General features: G+C 63.0%; 23 protein-coding genes. 14 read left to right on the forward strand and 9 right to left on the reverse strand.

Annotated elements, in window-relative coordinates; translation table 11 throughout:
* Nucleotides 1-145: 145 nt before the first annotated feature.
* On the forward strand, nt 146-1,501 hold the full coding sequence (locus tag AC5RVY_RS03875; RefSeq protein WP_493953369.1) for an ammonium transporter: 1,356 nt from the start codon (nt 146-148) through the stop codon (nt 1,499-1,501).
* Between the two features lie 42 nt (nt 1,502-1,543).
* Here the strand turns inward: AC5RVY_RS03875 and AC5RVY_RS03880 are convergent, their stop codons facing one another.
* A complete protein-coding gene (locus AC5RVY_RS03880) occupies nt 1,544-2,179 on the reverse strand; it encodes a PadR family transcriptional regulator (RefSeq protein ID WP_493953370.1) in 636 nt (211 codons plus the stop codon).
* Nucleotides 2,180-2,356: 177 nt separating this feature from the next.
* Between AC5RVY_RS03880 and AC5RVY_RS03885 the strand changes: the two genes are divergently transcribed.
* Complete coding sequence (locus AC5RVY_RS03885) at nt 2,357-4,516, forward strand: transglycosylase domain-containing protein (protein WP_493953694.1); 2,160 nt, start codon at nt 2,357-2,359, stop codon at nt 4,514-4,516.
* Nucleotides 4,517-4,563: 47 nt separating this feature from the next.
* Entirely contained in the window at nt 4,564-5,133 is a 570-nt protein-coding gene (locus AC5RVY_RS03890; RefSeq protein ID WP_493953371.1) for a GNAT family N-acetyltransferase, read from the forward strand.
* Here the strand turns inward: AC5RVY_RS03890 and AC5RVY_RS03895 are convergent.
* The 7 genes from AC5RVY_RS03895 to AC5RVY_RS03925 form a co-directional block, all read right to left on the reverse strand.
* Nucleotides 5,130-5,729, reverse strand: coding sequence for a DnaJ family domain-containing protein (locus AC5RVY_RS03895; protein ID WP_493953695.1), 600 nt, complete (start codon nt 5,727-5,729; stop codon nt 5,130-5,132). The genes AC5RVY_RS03890 and AC5RVY_RS03895 overlap by 4 nt on opposite strands.
* 183 nt (nt 5,730-5,912) lie before the next feature.
* Complete coding sequence (locus AC5RVY_RS03900) at nt 5,913-6,410, reverse strand: SRPBCC family protein (protein WP_493953372.1); 498 nt, start codon at nt 6,408-6,410, stop codon at nt 5,913-5,915.
* Nucleotides 6,411-6,424: 14 nt separating this feature from the next.
* Nucleotides 6,425-6,757, reverse strand: a complete 333-nt coding sequence (locus AC5RVY_RS03905; protein ID WP_493953373.1) for an ArsR/SmtB family transcription factor — start codon at nt 6,755-6,757, stop codon at nt 6,425-6,427.
* 100 nt (nt 6,758-6,857) lie between these two features.
* Nucleotides 6,858-7,592, reverse strand: a complete 735-nt coding sequence (locus AC5RVY_RS03910; RefSeq protein WP_493953696.1) for an ANTAR domain-containing protein — start codon at nt 7,590-7,592, stop codon at nt 6,858-6,860.
* A 370-nt stretch (nt 7,593-7,962) separates the two neighbouring features.
* Nucleotides 7,963-8,220, reverse strand: coding sequence for a hypothetical protein (locus AC5RVY_RS03915; RefSeq protein WP_493953374.1), 258 nt, complete (start codon nt 8,218-8,220; stop codon nt 7,963-7,965).
* A gap of 173 nt (nt 8,221-8,393) precedes the next feature.
* Complete coding sequence (locus AC5RVY_RS03920) at nt 8,394-8,738, reverse strand: hypothetical protein (protein ID WP_493953375.1); 345 nt, start codon at nt 8,736-8,738, stop codon at nt 8,394-8,396.
* Between the two features lie 76 nt (nt 8,739-8,814).
* The gene (locus tag AC5RVY_RS03925) at nt 8,815-9,606 is read right to left on the reverse strand and encodes a GAF and ANTAR domain-containing protein (protein ID WP_493953376.1); all 792 of its coding nucleotides are present in this window, start codon (nt 9,604-9,606) and stop codon (nt 8,815-8,817) included.
* Between the two features lie 186 nt (nt 9,607-9,792).
* On the opposite strand from AC5RVY_RS03925, the gene AC5RVY_RS03930 reads away from it, so the two are divergent.
* The 6 genes from AC5RVY_RS03930 (at nt 9,793) to AC5RVY_RS03955 (ending at nt 13,281) form a co-directional block, all read left to right on the forward strand.
* Nucleotides 9,793-10,512, forward strand: a complete 720-nt coding sequence (locus tag AC5RVY_RS03930; RefSeq protein WP_493953377.1) for a GAF and ANTAR domain-containing protein — start codon at nt 9,793-9,795, stop codon at nt 10,510-10,512.
* Between the two features lie 9 nt (nt 10,513-10,521).
* A complete protein-coding gene (locus AC5RVY_RS03935) occupies nt 10,522-10,851 on the forward strand; it encodes a hypothetical protein (RefSeq protein ID WP_493953378.1) in 330 nt (109 codons plus the stop codon).
* Nucleotides 10,852-11,020: 169 nt separating this feature from the next.
* Entirely contained in the window at nt 11,021-11,752 is a 732-nt protein-coding gene (locus tag AC5RVY_RS03940; protein ID WP_493953379.1) for a GAF and ANTAR domain-containing protein, read from the forward strand.
* Entirely contained in the window at nt 11,749-12,000 is a 252-nt protein-coding gene (locus AC5RVY_RS03945) for a hypothetical protein (RefSeq protein ID WP_493953380.1), read from the forward strand. The genes AC5RVY_RS03940 and AC5RVY_RS03945 overlap by 4 nt, the downstream gene beginning before the upstream one ends.
* Nucleotides 11,997-12,779: an ANTAR domain-containing protein gene (locus tag AC5RVY_RS03950; RefSeq protein WP_493953381.1), complete on the forward strand. Its 783-nt coding sequence runs from the start codon at nt 11,997-11,999 to the stop codon at nt 12,777-12,779. Before AC5RVY_RS03945 ends, AC5RVY_RS03950 begins: the two co-directional genes overlap by 4 nt.
* A 304-nt stretch (nt 12,780-13,083) precedes the next feature.
* On the forward strand, nt 13,084-13,281 hold the full coding sequence (locus AC5RVY_RS03955) for a hypothetical protein (RefSeq protein ID WP_493953382.1): 198 nt from the start codon (nt 13,084-13,086) through the stop codon (nt 13,279-13,281).
* Between the two features lie 91 nt (nt 13,282-13,372).
* On the opposite strand, the gene trxB is transcribed toward AC5RVY_RS03955, so the two are convergent.
* Complete coding sequence (gene trxB, locus AC5RVY_RS03960) at nt 13,373-14,371, reverse strand: thioredoxin-disulfide reductase (protein WP_493953697.1); 999 nt, start codon at nt 14,369-14,371, stop codon at nt 13,373-13,375.
* Nucleotides 14,372-14,637: 266 nt separating this feature from the next.
* Between trxB and AC5RVY_RS03965 the strand changes: the two genes are divergently transcribed.
* The 5 genes from AC5RVY_RS03965 to AC5RVY_RS03985 all read left to right on the forward strand — a co-directional run bounded on the left by AC5RVY_RS03965 (nt 14,638) and on the right by AC5RVY_RS03985 (nt 19,616).
* Nucleotides 14,638-15,408 (forward strand): CPBP family glutamic-type intramembrane protease, encoded by a 771-nt coding sequence (locus AC5RVY_RS03965; RefSeq protein WP_493953698.1) that lies wholly within the window; start codon nt 14,638-14,640, stop codon nt 15,406-15,408.
* A 351-nt stretch (nt 15,409-15,759) separates the two neighbouring features.
* Nucleotides 15,760-16,185 carry a nuclear transport factor 2 family protein gene (locus AC5RVY_RS03970; RefSeq protein WP_493953383.1) on the forward strand — a complete coding sequence of 142 codons (426 nt, stop codon included), beginning with the start codon at nt 15,760-15,762 and terminating at the stop codon, nt 16,183-16,185.
* 358 nt (nt 16,186-16,543) lie between these two features.
* A complete protein-coding gene (locus AC5RVY_RS03975; protein WP_493953384.1) occupies nt 16,544-17,887 on the forward strand; it encodes an ABC transporter substrate-binding protein in 1,344 nt (447 codons plus the stop codon).
* Complete coding sequence (locus AC5RVY_RS03980) at nt 17,887-18,780, forward strand: carbohydrate ABC transporter permease (protein ID WP_493953385.1); 894 nt, start codon at nt 17,887-17,889, stop codon at nt 18,778-18,780. The genes AC5RVY_RS03975 and AC5RVY_RS03980 overlap by 1 nt, the downstream gene beginning before the upstream one ends.
* Nucleotides 18,777-19,616 carry a carbohydrate ABC transporter permease gene (locus AC5RVY_RS03985; RefSeq protein WP_493953386.1) on the forward strand — a complete coding sequence of 280 codons (840 nt, stop codon included), beginning with the start codon at nt 18,777-18,779 and terminating at the stop codon, nt 19,614-19,616. The genes AC5RVY_RS03980 and AC5RVY_RS03985 overlap by 4 nt, the downstream gene beginning before the upstream one ends.
* Nucleotides 19,617-19,650: the final 34 nt, after the last annotated feature.

Consider the following 19,650-nt stretch of genomic DNA (forward strand, 5'->3'; position numbering starts at 1 on the left):
GACTTCACACACCCGCTGTTTCTGTAACGCGAACGCAACTTTGGCGCGCATTTCCCGAAACACGGAACGCGAAAGATGGAGCGCGGGGGAAATGCGAGGGCCTGGAAGAGCGCCCCGCTTCAGGCGCAAGTGAAGGGACCTTCCGGTGGAGATTTCTGCCCAACATGTCTGGCTGATGATCTCAGCCGCGATGGTGCTGCTGATGACGCCCGGGCTCGGTCTCTTCTACGGTGGCATGACGCGGGCCAAGGCAGCCCTGAACATGATCCTGATGAGCTTCATCTCTGCCGGGATCGTCGGGGTGGTCTGGGTTCTCTGGGGCTACTCCATGACCACCGGCGACGGCGTGCTCGGCATCTTCGGCAATCCCTTCGCCAACTTCGGATTGCAGAACCTGATGGGATCCCCGGACCTGATCAAAGCCGGCTACAGCGCCACGTTCGCAATCATTACTGTTGCGCTGATCAGCGGCGCCATTGCTGACCGCGCCAAGTTTGGTGCCTGGGCACTGTTCGTACCCATCTGGATCACCGTGGTCTACTGCCCGCTCGCCTACATGATCTGGGGCGGCGGCCTCATGAGCGCAGGCGGAGCCGTCTCCGCTGTTTTCGGCCAGGTCATCGACTTCGCCGGCGGCGCAGTGGTGGAGATCAGCTCCGGCACGGCGGCCCTTGTCCTCGCCATCATCGTCGGCCAGCGCCACGGCTTCGCCAAGGACCCCAACCACCGCCCGCACAACATCCCCTTCATCATGCTGGGCGCCGCCATCCTGTGGTTTGGCTGGTTCGGCTTCAACGGCGGCGCTGCCACCACGGCTGAACAGGCCGGCCTGATTTGGATCAACACCCTGGTGACGCCCGCAGCCGCCATGCTCAGCTGGCTGCTCGCGGAGAAGGTCCGCCACGGACATCCCACCTCGCTCGGTGCTGCCTCCGGTGTTGTGGCCGGCCTGGTTGCCATCACTCCTTCCTGCGCCAACATCAGCCCGGTGGCCGCAATCGGCCTGGGCTTGGTGGCGGGCGCCGCCTGTGCCGTCTTCGTGGATCTCAAGTACCGCTTTGGCCTGGATGACTCCCTGGACGTAGTGGGAGTTCACTTGGGCGCCGGCCTCATCGGCACCCTGGCTCTTGGCTTCATCGCCCTCCCGGTGGACGGCCAGGGCGGCGGGCTCTTCTATGGCGGCGGCGTCCAGCAGCTCATTGCGCAGACCGCGGCCGTGGTCATCACGCTGCTGCTCTCAGGGATCGGCACCCTGGTGATCGGCCGGGCCATCAACAAGGCCATCGGGTTCCGGGTCAGCCGTGAAGCCGAAACCGCCGGTGTGGACTTGGCCGAGCACGCCGAGAGCGCCTACGCCTTCGGGGAAATCGGCGGGGGCTTCCGCCCCCTGAACCACGGGGTTCCGCAGGCATCCGCTGCGTCGCACGCCGCAGCCGGACCAGTTTCTCCTTCCGGCGAAACCCAGCCGCAGCGGCAAGCCAAGGAAGACTCGTTCGCCTGAGTCCTGCCCGCCATCCCGCAACTTTCCCGGTGGGCGCTTCCGTTAGTCAGCCAGGATTTTGTAGAGCGCCCGGCGGGTCTCATCCAACTTTTCCAGTGCAGCGGCCCGCTGTTCCTCGGTGACACCGCTACGGAACTGGTGGATGGCAGCCATCAGCTTCCCAATGCTCTGGTGGAAATCCCGGTCCGGGTTTTCAGCTCCGGTGTTCCAGGCGTTCTCCAGTTCCTCAGAGTGCTCTTCCACCCACGCCCGCCCGGCGTCCGTGAGTGAGAATTCGGTGCCGCGGCCTTCGCTCAAGGGCGTGATGAGCTCCTCGTCAACCAACTGCTGCAGCGTGGGGTAGATGGATCCGGGACTGGGCCGCCATGCCCCGTTGGTCTTTTCCGCAATGGCCTTGATCAGTCCGTAACCATTCGACGGCGATTCGGCCAGCAGCGACAGGATTGCCGAGCGCACATCGCCCCGGCTGGCCCGCCGTGTTCCACGGCCAAAGCCCGGTCCGAAACCCGGGCCAAGCCCTGGCCCGGGACCGCCAAAACCGGGTCCAAAACCGGGGCCGAAGCCTGGTCCAAAGCCTGCACCCCTGTGTCCGTGCGGTGCGCGCCGCCCCCGGCCACGCTCAAAGCGCCCTCTGCCGTGCTGCTGATTGGGGAAACTTTCTTCTGGTATGCCTTTCATCGTGGCATCAACCTTTCATTCAGTAAGGTCGCCGTTCGTTCGGCGATAGTTAACGATATGTCGTTAACTATCGGTGAGTCAATAGAAAAATTCATCAAATCATGACCTTCCATCCTCTGGATCGCCCTCGGGAGCCCGCGTAGTCTTGTGGCACTCTTCAAGCTCGAGGGCTGGAAAATGGCGAAGAAAAAGAAGCGCAGGCGTCGCGGCGGTTCAGCCTTGGGAAGGATCCTGGGTTTCCTCGCGGCCAGTGTTATGTGTGGGATACTGGCCGCGAGCCTGGTGGTTCCGGCAGTAGCAGCGGCAGGATTCGGCGTCACCACTTCCATCGGGTTCTTTGAGAGCCTGCCGGAGGAACTCACGGTCCAGCCGCCGTCGCAGTCCACCAAAGTCCTCACCTCCGATGGCAAACCCATCGCCGCCTTCTACGCCGAGAACCGCGTCCGGATTCCGCTGGACCAGATGTCGCCCTACATCAAGGACGCCGTCATTGCCATCGAGGACAGCCGCTTTTACGAGCATGCCGGCCTTGACCCCCAGGGGATCCTCCGGGCGGTGGTGGCCAACCTGACCAAGGGCGACCAACAGGGCGCGTCCACCATCACCCAGCAATACGTCACCAATGTGATTAATGAGGCCCGGGTGTCCCAGGACAGGCCCGACGAGGTGATCCTCAGCGGCCAAAAGGACATCGGCGACAAACTGCGCGAAATGAAGCTGGCCGTCGCGCTGGAGAAGAAGTACACCAAGGACCAGATCCTTGAGGGCTACCTGAATATCGTGTTCTTCAACAGTGACGCCTACGGCGTGGAAGCTGCAGCCCGGTACTTCTTCAGCACCACCGCCCACGACCTGAACCTTCCGCAGTCCGCACTCCTGGCCGGGCTGGTCAACAGCCCTACGTTCTATAACCCGGCGATTAACCCGGAGAACTCGCTGACGCGCCGCAACCAGGTGCTTGACGAGATGCTCCGGTTGCAGAAGATCAACCAGAAAGAGCATGATGACGCCGTTGCGGCGCCTATCGACTTGAAACTCAGCCCCGAGCGGCAGGGCTGCGCCAACGCCTCCATGGCACCGTATTTCTGCGACTACATCTCGCATCTCATCCTGAACAACCCTGCGTTCGGATCCAACCAGGCTGAACGCGAGCAAAAGCTCTACCGGGGCGGCCTCACCATCACCACCACCTTGGACAGCAGGCTGCAGGCCGCCGCCCAAGCCCAGGTGGATGGAACGGCTGGAGCCAACCCGGACCGCTGGGGCGCAGCCCTGGTCACCATCCAGCCAGGAACGGGAAAGATCCTGGCAATGGCGCAGAACACGGTCTTCCTTGCCGAGCCGGGCAAGTTCGACACGCAGTTGAATTTCAACGTGGACGCAAAGGACCCCCAGGGCAACGACCTGAACGGCGCCGGAGGGTTCCAGACTGGGTCCACCATGAAGCCTTTCACCTTCGCTGAATGGCTGAACGAGGGCAAGACCATTACTGCCGAGGTGGACGCCTCCCGCCGGGTCTATCCTTTGGGATTCCCGTGGCGTTCCAGCTGCGGAAAGGTGCTGGGCGCCTACAGTACCGCACAGAACAACCCCGAACTGGGCGCAGCCGATGACCTGCAAAACGCCGAAGAGGGCTTCTACCGCAAGATGGCGGCCAATTACGGCCTGTACAACTCCATCAACACCGCCACTTTTGCCGAAGCCACGCAGCTGGACTTCTGCGGGATCCAGAAGATGGTGGATGCCGTCGGCCTCCACAGCGGCCTGGACGGTTCTCCGCTCAACATGCATCAACTGGGCAACCTGCTCGGCGCCACTGGTGTTGCTCCCCTGCATATGGCTAATGCCTTTGCCACCTTCGCCAACGACGGCCGCTACTGCAACCCCATCGCCCTGCTGGAGATCACCGATGCCAACGGCGGCAAGCTGCCGGCGCAGTCCACGGAATGCCGGGACGCTGTGAAGCCGGATGTGGCTCGCGGGGTCAACTCCGTTCTCCAGGACGTGCTGAAGAAGGGCTCGGGCGTCTGGATCAACCCCAAGGTGCACGACAAGGTTCCCACTGCGGCCAAAACCGGAACGTCGAACAACAACGGCTCCACCTGGGTAGTTGGATACACCTCGGGACTTTCCACCGCTTCCTTCTTCGGGGACGCACTGGAGGGCCAGAAGCGGTCCGGGCAGAATGTCACCATCAACGGAACGTTCTACCCCCGCCTTGACGGCTACATGATTGCCGGACCGCAGTGGGCCAACTACATGGTGAACGTCGCTCCGCTGTACCCGGCTGCACCGTTCCCGCCCCCTCCGCCGCCGATGATAGGCCCGAACCCGTAGCCACCCGCGGGCGGTAATCATCGACGGCAGCACCTAGGATTGGCGGAGTGAAAAGCCTCGAAACCGAGCGGCTGATTCTCCGCCCCTGGGAGCCGGAAGACGCCGACTTCGTGTTGGACCTCTACTCCCGCTGGGAGGTGCAGCGCTTCATCGGCAACCATCCGCAGGTGATGCGGGACCGCACCGAAGCCGAAGAACGTATCCGGACATGGCGGGCGATGCACCACGCCGTGCATGGGGTGTGGGCAGTGCAGCTGAAAGAGCGCTGCCAGCTGAAGAACCCGGGCCAAACAAAGAACCCGGCGCCCCTGGCCGGCACGCTGCTGCTGAAGTCCATCCCGGCTTCCAGCGAAAAACTTCCGCTGCAGCCCTCGGGCGATACGGAGGTCGGCTGGCACTTCCACCCCGACTACTGGGGGCACGGCTACGCCACGGAAGCCGCCGCCGCAGTCCTCTCCTACGCCCACGCCGGAGGTTTGGACAAGGTTGTGGCAGTCACGGCCCCGGCCAACAGTGCTTCACAGGGAGTCTGCCTCCGGATCGGGATGACCCACCGGGGCCAGACCAGCAGGTACTACAACGCGCTCTGCGAGCTTTTCGAACTCACCTGGCCCTAGCCGCCGTTGCCCTTCCAGAGCCGCTGCCACCAGGACCGCGGCGGTTCCGGCTCAGGCGGCGGGGCCTGCCCGGCCCGGGCGGCCCTGCGCTGACGCCACCGCTCCACCTCACCCTCAACGTCCCGGGTCTTGGTGATCACGGGCGGGCCGCCCTGAAGCTGGCGCCGGGCGTCGATGACCCGGCGGTTAAAGTCCTGCAGGATGTCCCGCGCCTGCTGCTCGGTGTACTGTGCGTCGAGCTTGGCGTCCAGCTCCGCGTCCTCGCTGCGGAGCAGGATGGCGGCAGGGCCCAGGCCGCTAATGTTTTCGCGCTGGATGAGGCCCTTGACCCACCAGTCGGGATCGTAGGACTCGCCCAGCCCTGGGATCGGCTTGCCGGCATACTTGAGGTTGTCGAATTTGCCCTGCGCCATAGCGTCCCGGACCAGGTACTCCGCCTTGGCTGAGTCGCTGACTTTCCGGCGCTTCTCCCGCTCTTGTGCATCGAGGGCGTCGAGCGCGGCTTCCTCCTCGGCGCTGATGCCGGCTCCGCGGTAGGACCGGACCTCTGCGGCCCGCTCCAGGCGTTTCCGGAAATCCTCCGCACCGCCGCTCATCGTTGCCACCGCCTCACCTCGAAAAGATGCTTCTTCCAGTATTCAAAAGCTTTTCCTCCGGTTCAACGGTTACCGGGCAACACGAATTCCGGGAGCTTTGGGACACCAGCGGGCGGGGGCGAAAGAAGGCGTACGACGGCGGGATGGCCCGCCGTCGTACGCTTCTGCTGGGTGCCGCGATGGTCAGGCGTTGGCGTGTTCGGCGAGGATGGCGTCGATTTGGCCGACGGCCTCCTTCATCCCTTCCTCCATGCCCATCTGGACCATCTGTTCCATCTGCTCCTCCGACTCGAAGGTGGAAAGGATGATCATCCTGGTGCGGTCGCCGATGCCCTCGAGATTGACGGATGCGTGGGTGGTTCCCATGGACTCCACTGGCTGGCCGTTGTCATCAGCAAACCCGTCGTCGAAGGCAAGCCGCTTGGGTCCTTCAATGGTGCTGAAGCGCCACCAGCCACGCGCCTTTTCACCCTCAGGACCGGTCATGTAGTAGCTGGCATTGCCGCCCGGCCGGAAGTCGAACTCTTCGAAGGTGGCCGGCCACGTGGGCGGGCCCCACCACCGCTCCAGCTGGCGCGGGTCTTCCCACAGCTGCCAGACCCGCTGGATATCCGCGTCGAATTCTGCGATCAGCGTGAAACTGAGCGCCTCAAGATTCTTGGTGGAGCTGATAACCGGCATTGCAGAACCTTTCCTTATCCTTCAGCCAAGATGTCCGCGATCCGGTCAACACGCTGCAACCAGATCGCCTCGTACTCATCGAGCAGCCGCCGGGCCTTCTGCAGGCCTTCGTGGTTTCCCCGCACGATCTGCTCCCTTCCGCGCTTCTCCTTGGTGACCAGGGATGCACGCTCCAACACCGCCACATGCTTCTGGACTGCGGCGAAACTCATGGCGTAGAGCGCCGCAAGGCCGGAGACGGAGTATTCACCCACCGTCACGCGCCGGACGATGTCCCGGCGGGTGGAGTCGGCGAATGCCTGGAAGAGCCGGTCCAGTTCGGTCTCGTGGAGCTGATCTACAACCATTTGGTTGTACGATAGTCCCGGCCGATAGCGGTGTCAATGGCTTTTCGCGCCGGTCTCGTGTGGCCCGGAATTAGCCCCGCGCCAACCGGCACCTGTGCCGCTAAGCGTCGAAGTGGGTTTCGATCTTGCTGCCGGACAGCTGTTCGATCAGTTCTGTTGCCACGTCACGCAGCTTGCGGTTGCGGTTGCTGGAGACCTTGGTCAGGATTTCCATCGCCTCTGATTGCGAGCACCTGTTCTGCGCCATGATGACACCGCAGGCGAGGTTAATCGCCGTACGGTGTTGCATGGCTGCCTCCAGGTCTTCCGCCCGGCTTTCTGCCGTATCAATTCGCACCGACAGATGCAGCGTGCTGTGGGCGGCGGCGCCAAAGCCAACAGCCTTGTCGTAAACGTTGGGGGTGAAGACGCCGGGCTTTGACGCAAAGAAGTTCAGCGCCGCGCTGGCATCACCGGTGATTTCCAACGGCACGCCCAGCGAGCTGTAGACGCCTGACTCCGCGAATCTCTTGTTTAGCTCAGGCCAACGGGAGTCCGAGGCAACGTCGTCGATAATCACCGGAGACATTTCCTTCAGCGCCCTCAGGCACGGGCCATCGCCGATGGCCTGCTCAATGCGGTCGAGTTCAACAGCCCGATTGCTGCTGCCCGCAACCGTGGACGGCCTGCGCCGCAGCTTGACGGTAACAGCGCATTCCACGGCATCGCCTGCCACTTCGGAAACAGCTGCCGCGGCCAGCCCCGAGAGCCCCGAAAGAAACTCCCCTGCATTTTCCGCTCCCACCAGAATGCTCTGCAACTGGTTAACAGGTTCGCTTTCCGGTGAACTCGACATGATGCCCATACTACTGTCCCGTCTCTCTCTGTTGCGCAGTGGAGGCTATGCCGCGACCTGGGATCAGCTCATAACCAGCCACGCCGCCCCGAAAATATGCAACAGGTCCCGGACGGTAGCTCGAAGGGTTCTTGGCCCGACCCCTACTCCGGAACCTCCATTTGGAAACCGCACTGGCAATGCAGTACCTGTGTCGTCAGGTACACGTCCAAGGCGTCCACCGGTGGCCCGTCGGTGAAGGCCGGCGCACTGAGCCTGCGTAGCTCAGAGCCGGTCTTCTGCATCGGCTCCCCGCAGTGGATGTATTGACCGCCAAAAGCCAGGATCCCCTCGATACGATTCCTGCGGCGCTCGGGATGGATGGACATCGTCATGCAGCTGCCGGATAGCTGAACAGGATGTAGTCGGCCGCCGCCGGGCCCACCATCCGAAGCCGGAGGTCATGGACGTCGACCCCTGCCCGGTGCATGGCGGCGCGAAAGGTGACGTCGGGCTTGGCTTCCATACCTTGGAGGCGGCACCAGCTGACGTACAACCCATAAAGGCAATCAGCGGAGATGGGACAGTCCGTATCGAATTCCGGAACGGTGGCTTCGGCAAGGAACTTTGTGAAATGCGAGGCAGCCATGATGGCTCTCTTTCGCCTGTGTGCATCTGTCCGCCGTGTTGCTACAGCGGCCGCTCCTGGAAGGCCCTGCACATGGCCCGGAGGGGTAAATCGCCAAAAAACGTGACGCCTACCACTAAGAATTTACGCATTGACCGGCAAATTGTCCAATTGCTGGGCTTCCTGCCCGCGGACTACTTTTTCCTTAGCCAGTTTCGAAGCCAGAAGAGTTCGACGGCGGAATCAAGCAGGTAAACCTTACTGATCCGTCCCTTGGACGCGTAATACAGGTCAATGGCAGCGAGGGTTGCGGCTGTTCCCACGCCAAGGCGTTTTGCAACGGCAGCACCTTCGCCATGAGGGGCGGCGCGGAGCTGTTCCAAGCCGACGGCGATCAGTAAGCCTGATACGGTCCGCACCAGCCACTTATCCTTCTTGGGTCCGCTCACCGCCTCGAAGCTGCGCATGTGGACGAGCGGCCAAACGCCGCTGACAAGGTTGAAGGTTCCCTGGGCCTTTGCCGTGGTTAGTGGCTGCACAAGTGCTCCGCTCTGATACGTCTTCGAAGGCCCAGCCCTGCCAACCCTGGGCTTACGCATGGAACTGCTGGCGGCCTTACTCGTCGAAGTGAGTCCGCAACCCCGAGTCCGGCGAGACGGATTCAATAACGCCTGCGGCCACATCCCGCAGCTTGATGTTGCGGCTGTTGGACGCCTTCCGCAAGATTCCCATGGCTGCCGCCTGGGTGCAACGGTTTTGCGCCATGATCACACCTACGGCGATGTCGATGGCCGTCCTGGATTTCATCGCCGCTTCAAGGTCTTCCTTCGCGTCCCTCAACTGCGCCAGCCGCAGTTCCAACTTAAGCGTCTTGGCGGAATGTTCACCAAACGATTCAGCCCGGGCAATATCCTCCGGGGAGAAGCCTTCAACGGACGAGGAGTAGATGTTCAAAGCAGCCGTGGAGTCCCCCTCGAGCTGCAGGGGAACTCCGAGAATTGAGCGGACGCCGTGGGCAGCGACCGCCGCGGCGTAGGCCGGCCATCGGCAGTCCGTAGCCACATCGCCCACGTAGATGGTTTTGCCTGTCCGCATCGCCGTAAGGCAGGGCCCGTCACCGTGGGAATATTGCAGCTCATCCATGACCTGCGCATGGGGAGTGCTGGAGGCAACGGTGATGGGCCGCTTCCTGCGCACCACGGTGACGTTGCAATGCACTTCTCCGCCGGGGGGCGCCAGCAGGGAGGCCGAGAAGACGGCGAGCTCCTTGAAAAAGTCCTGCGCGTCGGCAGCGTCCAGGACAAGGTCCTGCAGGCGTGAGACGACCCCGTCCTGCATCACGGCGCTGTGGGACGAAGAATCTGCACTGTTGGGTAAAGAGTCTGCGGTGTTGGGCAAAGTGTCCATGGCAAGTCCCTGATCATAAGCGTTAACCGCAATCAGTTTTCCCGCGCGGCCTTTAGACGCCCACTTCCAAACGCTTCCAACAGCCTACATTGATTCCCAAGACGGGCCCTGCACCAACGGGACCGCTGGCCCACGCTGCGGATGTGCCCCACGGCAGCCGCCACCCTTGGCCGTATGCTTGGAATTATGGCCCAGCAACCTCCCTTGGACGAGCTCAGCACTGTGATCGCCCGCATCCAGGGGCTGCTGCTGACGGAGGAAAAGGTGAGCACCGCCGTCCGGCTCCTGGCCCAGGCGGCGAAGGAATCGGTTCCAGGCACTATTGGGGCGGGCGTGTCCCTCCTGGATGCCCGGGGGCGCCGTACGAGCAGCGGTTACACGGACAAGGTTGTGACCCTGGCCGATGCCACCCAATACGAGTGCGGGGAAGGACCCTGCCTGACAGCCTGGGCATCAGAGGAGCCTGTGCTGGTCCGCAACCTCAAGGACGAATCCCGATGGCCGGAGTGGCGGAGGGCCGTCGCCGGACTGCCCATCCGTTCTGTAGTGAGTGCCCCGCTGATCTCGGGCAAGGATTCCATCGGTGCGCTGAAGCTGTATGCCGCTGCCCCGAATACCTACGACGAGTCCAGCGCAATGCTGCTGCAACTTTTTGCCGGCCCGGCGGCCACCTTGCTCTCGCACATCCAAACCAGCGAGGCGCCGCACCGAATGACAAAGGTCCTCCAGACGTCCTTGTATACGAGGGACCTTGTAAACCGGGCCTGTGGCGTCCTGATGGAGCGCATGGGGCTGACCCACGAAGTCGCGCTGCAGCGCCTGATCAAGCAGGCCCGCGATGAAGACACCGCACTGCAGAACATCAGTGAACGCGTCCTGGCCGGGACGCGGGCGCCCGGACCGTAGGTGTTGAGCATGGGCTTCGATCCCAACGAACCGGAACAACGGCGCAGGCTCCGCTCAGCGATGAAGGCCGCCGATATCTCACTGTCCGAATTGTGGCTGAAATATTTTGGCCTCTCCGGAGACGCGGGCGAATACGAGGTGGAAGCCTACCTGCAGGGATTGTTGTCCCTGCCACCCGTCCAGCGCGACCTGCTGGCATTGGCCGCCAACGAGTTGATCGATGACCTTCCCCGGCCGCGTGCACCCTACTCCGATGACTTCAACGGCCTGGGCCTGGGCAGCGCAGCATCGGATACCACAGAGGATGGAATCGAACGCCAGGCCGAACCCGAGGAGTAGATCTGAGGGCAGGCGCCGTATCAATAGGTCCCGCACCGGCGTAGTGTCGGTAGTAGGAGATTTCGGGATAAACAACAGATCCAGGGGTTGAATACTCAGGGCCAGCCCGCGTACAGAGCGGCGGCCGATGCCAGGGAAAGATTCCCTGGAAACTCAGGATCGAGGGCTCATGGCCCAGGACAGCAGCCTTACCACCACGGACCAGATGCAGGACCTGCTCCTCGAAAGCCCCGGCTTCCCTGATTTCCTCCTGGGCCTGGCCACCATCTCCGCCTCCCAGCTCGCAACTGAGGGACCGCTCTGGTGCACCATCACAGTGGAGCGCGATGGCGGCCCCATCACCGTTGCCAGCAGCAGCGAGGAGGGGCGCCGGCTGGATGAAACACAATACGCGCTCGACGATGGGCCTTGCCTCACTGCCTTGCGGCAGCAGCGCCTGGTCTGGATTCCGGACCTGAAAGGCGACGAGCGCTGGAGCGACTATCTGGACGCTGCACTGCAGCTGGGCGTCCGCTCCATACTGGCCGTCCCCATTGCCACCGATCCCTTGTCCCGGGCCGGGCTGAACTGCTATGCGGGCACGATGGGCGCGTTCACTGAAGACTCGATAGTGCTCATCGAACAGCACGCTGCCGCGATGTCACGCGTCCTGCGCATCGCCCTGCGGCTGCACGGGGCCGAAGTACATCCCCAGCACCTCCGTGCGGCGTTGAAATCACGGGCCATGGTGGACGCGGCAGTTTCGCTGATCATGCTCCAGAACCACGGCGGGCGGGACGGCGCCCTGGACATTCTTCAGTTGGCGGCGAAATCCACCAACCGCCGGATCCATGACATTGCGCACGACATTGTCCGGGGAGCCAACCTTCCTGCTGCACAGCCGGGCGGAGGAGCGGAATGATCCCTGACCCATTGGGAGGCCCCGAGCAACCGGACCGGGCCGTTGAAATGCGACGGGGGGCAGCGGAACGTTTCCGGAACACGGATATTCCGCTGCCCGCATTGTGGCTGTACTACTACGGCATCGGCGGCGGGATCGACGAAATGTCCATGGACGCCTTCCTCCACGAAGCCCTCGACATCCCGGCCGGGCAAGTGACACTGATCTCCCTGGCAATCACGGAACTGACGGAAGGCGATGCGCCATGACCAATCTTGATTCCGGCGCCGGCAGCTTTGGCATCACGCCCCGCGAAACCCCGGCTTCAGCCCTCAACATGGAGCTGCAGCTGCAGGAACTGGTCCTGGACAGTCGGGACATAGTCGGCTTCCTCACTGATCTGGCAGTTATTGCCTCATCCCGGCTGTCCTCTACACACAACAGGATCCATAGCGGCGTCACGGTCATCCGGCGCAAAAGGCCTGAGGCAGTGGCCAGCAGCGACGCCGCAGCCCGTGCCTTGGACGAGTTGCAGAACGGGTTCGGAGACGGCCCCTGCCTGACAGCGCTTCGGACCGGAACAAGCGTCCTGGTATCCGATCTTTCCATCGAGCGGCGCTGGGCCCCCTACATCAGGATCGCCCTGGAACAGGGCGTGGCCTCCATCCTTGCCGTGCCGCTGGACCTCGCCGGCGAGGCAGAAGCGGTCTTGAACCTCTACTCAGGCCGAAGCCAAGGATTTTCCCCAGACGACATTTCTACTGTGGAAGCCTTCGCCAGCCAGGCTGCAAGCTCCGTCCGGCTGGTCCTCCGCATTACCCAGCTCAGTGAGGCCAGGCGCGACCTCGCCACAGCAATGCAGTCCCGGACCGTCATCGACATGGCGGTGGGGGCCATCATGGCCGAGAACAGGTGCAGCCGGGAGAGTGCTTTCAATATCCTCACCAAGGCCTCCAGCACGCGCAACACCAAGCTGCGGGACGTTGCGGCCTCAGTCATTTCCTCCATCTCCGGTGAGAAGCAGATCATCACCTACTTCGACGAGTAGCTTCTGGTGCTCTGACTCCGGTACGTGATCAGACTCACCTGCAATAATCCCCATTCCAGTTGAGACCCCTCCGCCGCTCTGGGCACTATGGAAACGCAGGGCGAGGCGCTGCGGGGCTCAGGCCCGCCGGGCCGGTGTGCTTGGTCACACTGGCCCTGCCACGGTTGCCAATCGCATCGGCAACCTGCACCATAGAAGTAAGGGAATGCGCTTTCCCACCCTGCATTCCGTCCTCATAGACGAGGACAACGGCCCGGGCAATGAAGATTCCGGGCTGTCCACCGCATGAAATGGAAGTTGAATAATGACGTTCGATGCCAATGACTCCGTGACCCTTAAAATCTGGGACAGGTCCGCCCTCCACCACACCCTGGACGCCGCAGTGAGCGATCTCTCGGCGCGCCACAACACCACCAACTGCCGCATCGCCGTCACGTGCAGCGGGCCCAACACCTTCACCTTGAGCGTCCGAGCCGAAGACCGGGCCTTGGTGTCGGCCTAAGTCTCCAAGGGGATAAATGAAGCGGTCGACGGCGGTGCTTACCGCCGTCGACCGCGTCAGTTAAGCGCCCCTCCCCACCAGGGAGGGATGGTCAGCTGTGGGTCGGTTCCTCGACCAGGGCCATGGCGATGCTGTCCGCATCCTCAAGCGCGGCGAGGTAGCGTTCGGCGTCGAGGGCGGCTGCGCAACCTGTCCCTGCGGCGGTAATGGCCTGCCGGTAGCGGTGGTCAACGGCATCGCCGCATGCGAAGACGCCGGAGAGGTTAGTGACGGTGGTGGGTGAGTCCACCTTGATGTAGCCGTCCTCGTCGAGGTCCACCTGCCCGGCCAGGAGTTCGGTGCGTGGCACGTGGCCAATGGCCACGAAGATGCCGGTGGCTGCCTGGTGCCGGCTCTCCCCCGAGCGGGTGTCCGTCAAGGTAACGCCCGAGACTTTCCCGTCGCCGTGGATGGCCGTGACGGCGGAGTTCCAGGCGAAGCTGATTTTGGGGTTGTCCTTGGCGCGCTGGGCCATGATGCGGGAGGCGCGGAGTTCGTTTTTCCGGACGACGACGGTAACGGACTTGCCGAACCGGGTCAGGAACATCGCTTCCTCCATGGCCGAGTCGCCACCCCCGACCACGATGATGTCCTGCTCACGGAAGAAGAATCCGTCGCAGGTGGCGCACCAGGAAACGCCGTGCCCGCTGAATTTCTTCTCCTCCGGGAGGCCGAGCTCCTTGTACGCCGAGCCGGTGGCCAGGATGACGCCCGGAGCCCTGTGGGTTTCGCCGCCGCCGGTGACCACTGTCTTCATGTGACCCTTCAGCGAAACTTCGGTGACGTCGTCGAACACCACTTTGGCGCCGAACTTCTCGGCCTGCTCCTGCAGCCCATCCATGAGCTCCGGGCCCTGGATGCCGCCGGGGAAACCGGGGAAGTTTTCCACTTCGGTGGTGTTCATCAGCGCCCCGCCGGCGGTCACGGACCCGGCCAGCACCAGCGGCTGGAGGCCTGCGCGGGCCGCGTAGATGGCGGCGGTGTAGCCGGCCGGGCCGGAGCCGATGATGATCAGCTGCTCAGTTGCGGGGTGCTGGTTGTTCGCGTCCATACTCACGGTGGGGCTTCCTTTGTTTGGCGTTTGGAAACAGGCTACTGGGCACCAGGTGCTGCCCGGGAACCAGGTGGGCGGGATAGGTTTTAATTGTGCGCGCTTATGGCGTGCGGCTCGTACAGGAATCACGTGCAGGGCAAGGACCGGATATGGCATCACCGCAGAACGCCAGTGACAATACTGAAGCGTCCATGACGCAGCTGCCCCAGCAAGCCCAACTGCCCGACGCGCGGCCGGCCGGTCTGCACCGTACGTCCCTGAACGTGATCCCGGCGGCGCTCGTTTCGGCGTCGGGCTTCCTGCTGTTTGTCCGGGAGGACCGCGTGTCGGGCTTCCTCCTGCTGGCCGCCGCCCTCCTGCTGGCCGGCATCATGGGCCGGCGGCTGTTGGTTGACCTGGCGTTGATTGCCGTGGGTTTGACGGCGATGAGCCTGGTCCCGGTCACCACGGACATCAGTACCGAACACATGGCGGTGATGGGGACCGCGATGATTCTGGCCGTCGGTATCCCGTATGCCGTTTCGCGCTTCGTCACCAGGGACCACGCCATCCGGTTTCCCGTCCGGACGGGCCAGCCGTGGACCCATGCGGAGAAGTGGTACCTGCCCGCCGTCCTGGTGATCGGGTACGCGCTGATGCCCGTCTACATGATCCGGACCGGCGTCTACAACAACTGGCCGGCGGTCAGTGATCCCGAGGGCATATTCCGGCTCTTCCTGGGCACCAATGTGCTGGGCATCTGGGACGAGCTGTTCTTCATCTGCACGGCTTTCACCCTGCTGCGCCGGCACCTTCCGGACTGGCAGGCCAACCTGCTCCAGGCGGTGCTTTTCACATCGTTCCTGTGGGAGCTGGGATTCCACGCGTGGGCGCCGTTCTTCATCTTCCCGTTCGCGCTGCTCCAGGCGCGGCTGTTCACGATCACCAGGTCGCTCTCCTACATTGTCAGCGTGCACCTGCTGTTCGACTTCGTGTTGTTCCTGGTCCTCATCCACGCCCACAACCGGGAATGGATCGACATCTTCCTCTACTGATTTCTTGCCATGGACGTGCAGTGATGCCGGGCCCATAGTTGAACTGTGCAGACACCTGACCCTGAACGTTAGGCCCTGACGCGGCTGGCGGACCAAGGTGACCCGGATGCCATTGACGAGCTCGTTGAGCGCGCCGCGGAGCTCGGGGACCTCACCGAACTCCGGCGGCTGGCCGATGCCGGCAGCAGGGACGCGCTGGACCAGCTGGTGGAAACTGCAGGCGAACAAGACGATCTCGATGAACTCAGGCGCCTTGCTGCCGGAGGGAACCGCGACGCCGCCGACGTGCTGGCCGAGCTCGAAGAAGGAGCCGGCGGCTCGTAGTACGGATAGACGATAGGCGGTTGGAACATGAGTGGAACTGTTGACAAGCTGGCGGCGGCGCTGAATTCCCATGATGTCGACGCAGCAGCCGCGCTCTTCGAAGAAAACTACCGCAGCGAGCAACCGGCCCATCCGGCCAGAACCTTTGTTGGGCGCGCTCAAATGCATGCCAACTGGAGGGCGATGCTCGCTGGCATCCCCGATTTTCATGCGGAGCTGGTCCGCTCCGTGGACGATGGCGACACGACATGGAGCGAATGGTCATGGACCGGAACCCGGTCCGACGGCCACGACTTCCAAGTCCGGGGTGTGACACTCTTTGAGATTCTGCAGGGCAAAATCACGGCCGGCAGGCTTTACCTGGAGGACGTGGAGCGTGATGCCGTAGGTGTGGAGGAGGCCGTTGAAAAATTATCGGGACAGCGGCCCGATTCGGCGAGTCCACAAAAATAAGGCAGGGGCAGGACTGAGGCCCGCACCGGGAAGTTTTACCCGTGTCATGACCTGCCCTGCCCGCCGATTCTTCCTCAGCGGCTGCATCAAGCCAGGGGCGCCCTTCCGGACGTGCCGCCGCGGAACCTGCCACACGTAGTTGCACTACAGAACGCTAGCTCCCTCTTTGGCGGACGTGCCGAAAACGCCCGCCGGCCTGCTTGCGCGCCCGCTGCCGTGCCTGCTCCAACGATCACTCCATCGGCCGACCGATGCCTCAATGCACCTCAACTACCGCCAAGGGGTTGACACAACCACGCTTATGTCTAATGCTTAGACGAAAGTTTGTGCAGTGGCGCACACTCGATTGGAGCAGTCAATGAAAGACATGAATTTCCAGCTCAAGCACGCCGCAGTTTCCCGCAGAAGCCTCCTTTTGGCCGGACTGGGCACGGCGATGTCGGCTCCCTTCCTGGCATCATGTGCAGGTTTCGACACCAGCGGGGCCTCCGCCGGCGAGGGGACTGTGGGTTTCCTTTCCACCCAGTTCACTCCTGTTGAGGAAAAGCAGAAGTACGAGGCGGTCCTTAAGAAGTTCGCCAAAGTGCCGGTGGCCTACAACTCCGTTGACCCGGGCGTTTTCGCCTCAACAGTCAAGACGCAGACCGACGCAAGCAACGTCCGGACGGCCCTGCTGGGGGGACTTCACGGTGAGCTTGCTCCCCTGGCTGATTCCCTTGAGGACGTGGACGGCCTCATCCGCGACCTCTCGGGCCGGGGGTTCACCAAGGAGATGCTTGAGCTGACCAAAGTTGGCGGCTCAACGTCCCGGTATGTCCCCTGGATGCAGGCCACCTACGTGGTGGCGGTGAACAAAAAGGCACTCGAATGGCTGCCGTCCGGCGTGGACGTCAACGATCTGACGTACGAGGATTTCCTTGCCTGGGCCAAGGCCGCAAAACAGGGCGCCGGCCGTCCGGTGTTTGGGATGCCTGCCGGCCCTAAAGGCCTGCACCATCGCTTCTACCAGGGTTTCCTGTTGCCGAGCTTCACCGGAGGCCAGATCACCACCTTCCGGAACGAGGACGCGGCGGCGTCCTGGACCTACATGCAGGAGCTGTGGTCCGCGATGACTCCGGCTTCCACCAACTACGACTACATGCAGGAACCACTGGCCCGGGGCGAAGTGCTGGTGGCTTGGGACCACGTGGCAAGGCTGGTCAATGCCCCGGCCAACAACCCCGACGAATGGCTGATGGTGCCCGCACCGCGAGGACCGAAGGGCCGCGGCTACATGTTGATCGTCGCAGGCCTCGCCCTGCCAAAGAACGGTAAGGAGCGAGACCTGGCGGAGAAGGCCATCCGTGCGCTGTCCGAGCCGCTGTCCCAGATTGAAACCCTGCGCAGCAATGCCTTCTTCCCTGTTGTCCAGACGGAACTTCCGTCTGACCTGAAGGGCGCCATCGCGCTGGAAGCCGCGGCCGTCCGGAAGCAGCAGCGATCCGAGGGTGCCCTGCTGGCACTTCCACCCGTGGGCCTGGGTGCGAAGGAAGGCGAGGTATCCCAGGTCTTCAAAAACTGCTTCCAGCAGATCTGCCTGGAAAACCGCCCCGTCAGGCAGGTCCTGGATACCCAGGCAACACAGCTGAACACCATCCTGCAGGGCCTGAACGTGCCCTGCTGGGCACCGGATCCGATCTCAACGAAGTGCGAGGTAGCGTAATGGCCGTAGAGGCACCACCCACTCCGGCCGGAACGCTGGCCCCGCCCCGTCGTCGCAAGATACCTCCGGCCATCATGCTCATCGCCCCTTCGGTGGTCTTTATGGCGCTTCTCCTGGGCTGGCCGGTCATCCAGGGAATCCTCCAGGCGTTCCGGGACGAAAACGGCTTCACGTTGGACTTTGTGACCCGCATGGTGGAGGATCCGTACTTCTGGCCTGCCGTCCGCAACACGGTGCTGCTCATCGTGGTGATGATTCCGCTGCAGTTCGCGTTCGCCATCGGCATGGCCCTGATGCTGCGGACCAATCCCCGTTTGCATAAAATCCACTTCTTCGTCTGGGCCATACCCCTGGCGCTCAGCGACCTGGCGGCCGGCCTTGTGTGGCTGGCGATCTTCAATGACCGCGGCTACCTGAACTCCGCCTTGTCGTTCATCGGCATTGAAGGGGGCTCCTGGCTGGCCTACGACAACCAGGCGAGCATGTTCATGTGCGTCCTGATCGCCGAACTCTGGCGGGCAACGTCGCTGGTGCTGATCATCGTGGTGGCAGGCCTGCAGGGCATTCCTAAGGACTACGACGAAGCCGCCCAGGTCTTCGGCGCCACCTTCTGGCAGCGGCTCAGGCACGTGACCCTGCCGCTGTTGAAACCGAGCCTCCAGGTGGCCCTCATCCTCCGGACCATCCTGGCCTTCCAGACCTTCGCGGTGGCCCAGGCCCTCACCGGACAGAATTTCCCACTCGTCGTGGGTGAAACCTACCGGTGGTACACCGGGCTGCAGAATCCCAACGTGGCGGCTGCGCTGGCGCTAGTCATCCTCGTCGTCTCCATGCTGACGTCGATCTTCTACCTGCGGGCACTCCGCGACAAGAACCAGGGAGGGCTCCGATGAGCACCACAGTGGACACAACCCCCATTGCCCGGCAGAAGCGCAACCGGTTCCTGCTGCAGGCGGCCTGCATCGCCGTCTCGCTCTTTATGCTGATCCCCATCTACCTGATCTCGCTGGCGGCACTGTCCACCAGGGAATCCCTCAACGCGTTTCCGCTCTCGCTGCTTCCCAACAATCTGTCCGTGGAGACCCTCAACGCATTCCTCGGATCCACCGGCATCTTCGGCGCCCTGGGCAACTCCCTGATTGTTGGGCTGGGAACGCTGATCTTCGCCGCGGTCCTCGGAGTCCCCGCCGGATACGCGCTGGCCCGCTTCAGCTTCCGGGGCAAGGACCCCTACCAGCTGTTCCTGCTCTTCACCCGCGCCCTTCCCATCGTGGTCCTCTCCGTTCCCCTGGCCAGGCTCTTCCTGACGGTGGACATTTATGACACCACCTACGCGGTCATCCTGCTGCACACCGCCCTTGCCCTGCCCACCACCATCCTCATCTCTGCCAGCGTCTTCCTCAGCGTCCCCATCGACGTCGAAGAGGCGGCCAGGCTCTTCGGCTGCAGCCCCCTCGGGGCCTTCGGCCGGGTGGTCCTGCCCATGGCGCTGCCGGGCCTGGCGGCGGCGTCGATCTTTACGTTCGTGATGTCCTGGAACGAAGTCCTGGGCGCCTCCATCCTGACCCTGGACCACCGCACACTGCCGGCCCAGGTGCTCAGCTCGCTGTCCGACTCACCGCTCGCCTACCGGTTCGCCGGCGGCTTTGCGCTGGTCATCCCGTCCATCATCTTCATTGCCCTGATGCGCCGTTACCTCACCAACATGTGGGGCTCAACCATCCGCTAGGTCCGCCCGACCTATCACCGCACTTCAAAAAGGA

Source organism: Arthrobacter sp. Ha26, from assembly GCF_059091705.1.

Coding starts and splice junctions, on each gene's coding strand:
- AC5RVY_RS03895 (WP_493953695.1), bottom strand. CDS start 5,729: ATGAGCGGCGGTGCGGAGGATTTCCGGAAACGCCTGGAGCGGGCCGCA.
- AC5RVY_RS03915 (WP_493953374.1), bottom strand. CDS start 8,220: ATGGCTGCCTCGCATTTCACAAAGTTCCTTGCCGAAGCCACCGTTCCG.
- AC5RVY_RS03955 (WP_493953382.1), top strand. CDS start 13,084: ATGACGTTCGATGCCAATGACTCCGTGACCCTTAAAATCTGGGACAGG.
- AC5RVY_RS03935 (WP_493953378.1), top strand. CDS start 10,522: ATGGGCTTCGATCCCAACGAACCGGAACAACGGCGCAGGCTCCGCTCA.
- AC5RVY_RS03905 (WP_493953373.1), bottom strand. CDS start 6,757: ATGGTTGTAGATCAGCTCCACGAGACCGAACTGGACCGGCTCTTCCAG.
- AC5RVY_RS03910 (WP_493953696.1), bottom strand. CDS start 7,592: ATGTCGAGTTCACCGGAAAGCGAACCTGTTAACCAGTTGCAGAGCATT.
- AC5RVY_RS03950 (WP_493953381.1), top strand. CDS start 11,997: ATGACCAATCTTGATTCCGGCGCCGGCAGCTTTGGCATCACGCCCCGC.
- AC5RVY_RS03945 (WP_493953380.1), top strand. CDS start 11,749: ATGATCCCTGACCCATTGGGAGGCCCCGAGCAACCGGACCGGGCCGTT.
- AC5RVY_RS03970 (WP_493953383.1), top strand. CDS start 15,760: ATGAGTGGAACTGTTGACAAGCTGGCGGCGGCGCTGAATTCCCATGAT.
- AC5RVY_RS03900 (WP_493953372.1), bottom strand. CDS start 6,410: ATGCCGGTTATCAGCTCCACCAAGAATCTTGAGGCGCTCAGTTTCACG.
- AC5RVY_RS03885 (WP_493953694.1), top strand. CDS start 2,357: ATGGCGAAGAAAAAGAAGCGCAGGCGTCGCGGCGGTTCAGCCTTGGGA.
- AC5RVY_RS03940 (WP_493953379.1), top strand. CDS start 11,021: ATGGCCCAGGACAGCAGCCTTACCACCACGGACCAGATGCAGGACCTG.
- AC5RVY_RS03975 (WP_493953384.1), top strand. CDS start 16,544: ATGAAAGACATGAATTTCCAGCTCAAGCACGCCGCAGTTTCCCGCAGA.
- trxB (WP_493953697.1), bottom strand. CDS start 14,371: ATGGACGCGAACAACCAGCACCCCGCAACTGAGCAGCTGATCATCATC.
- AC5RVY_RS03985 (WP_493953386.1), top strand. CDS start 18,777: ATGAGCACCACAGTGGACACAACCCCCATTGCCCGGCAGAAGCGCAAC.
- AC5RVY_RS03930 (WP_493953377.1), top strand. CDS start 9,793: ATGGCCCAGCAACCTCCCTTGGACGAGCTCAGCACTGTGATCGCCCGC.
- AC5RVY_RS03925 (WP_493953376.1), bottom strand. CDS start 9,606: ATGGACACTTTGCCCAACACCGCAGACTCTTTACCCAACAGTGCAGAT.
- AC5RVY_RS03980 (WP_493953385.1), top strand. CDS start 17,887: ATGGCCGTAGAGGCACCACCCACTCCGGCCGGAACGCTGGCCCCGCCC.
- AC5RVY_RS03880 (WP_493953370.1), bottom strand. CDS start 2,179: ATGAAAGGCATACCAGAAGAAAGTTTCCCCAATCAGCAGCACGGCAGA.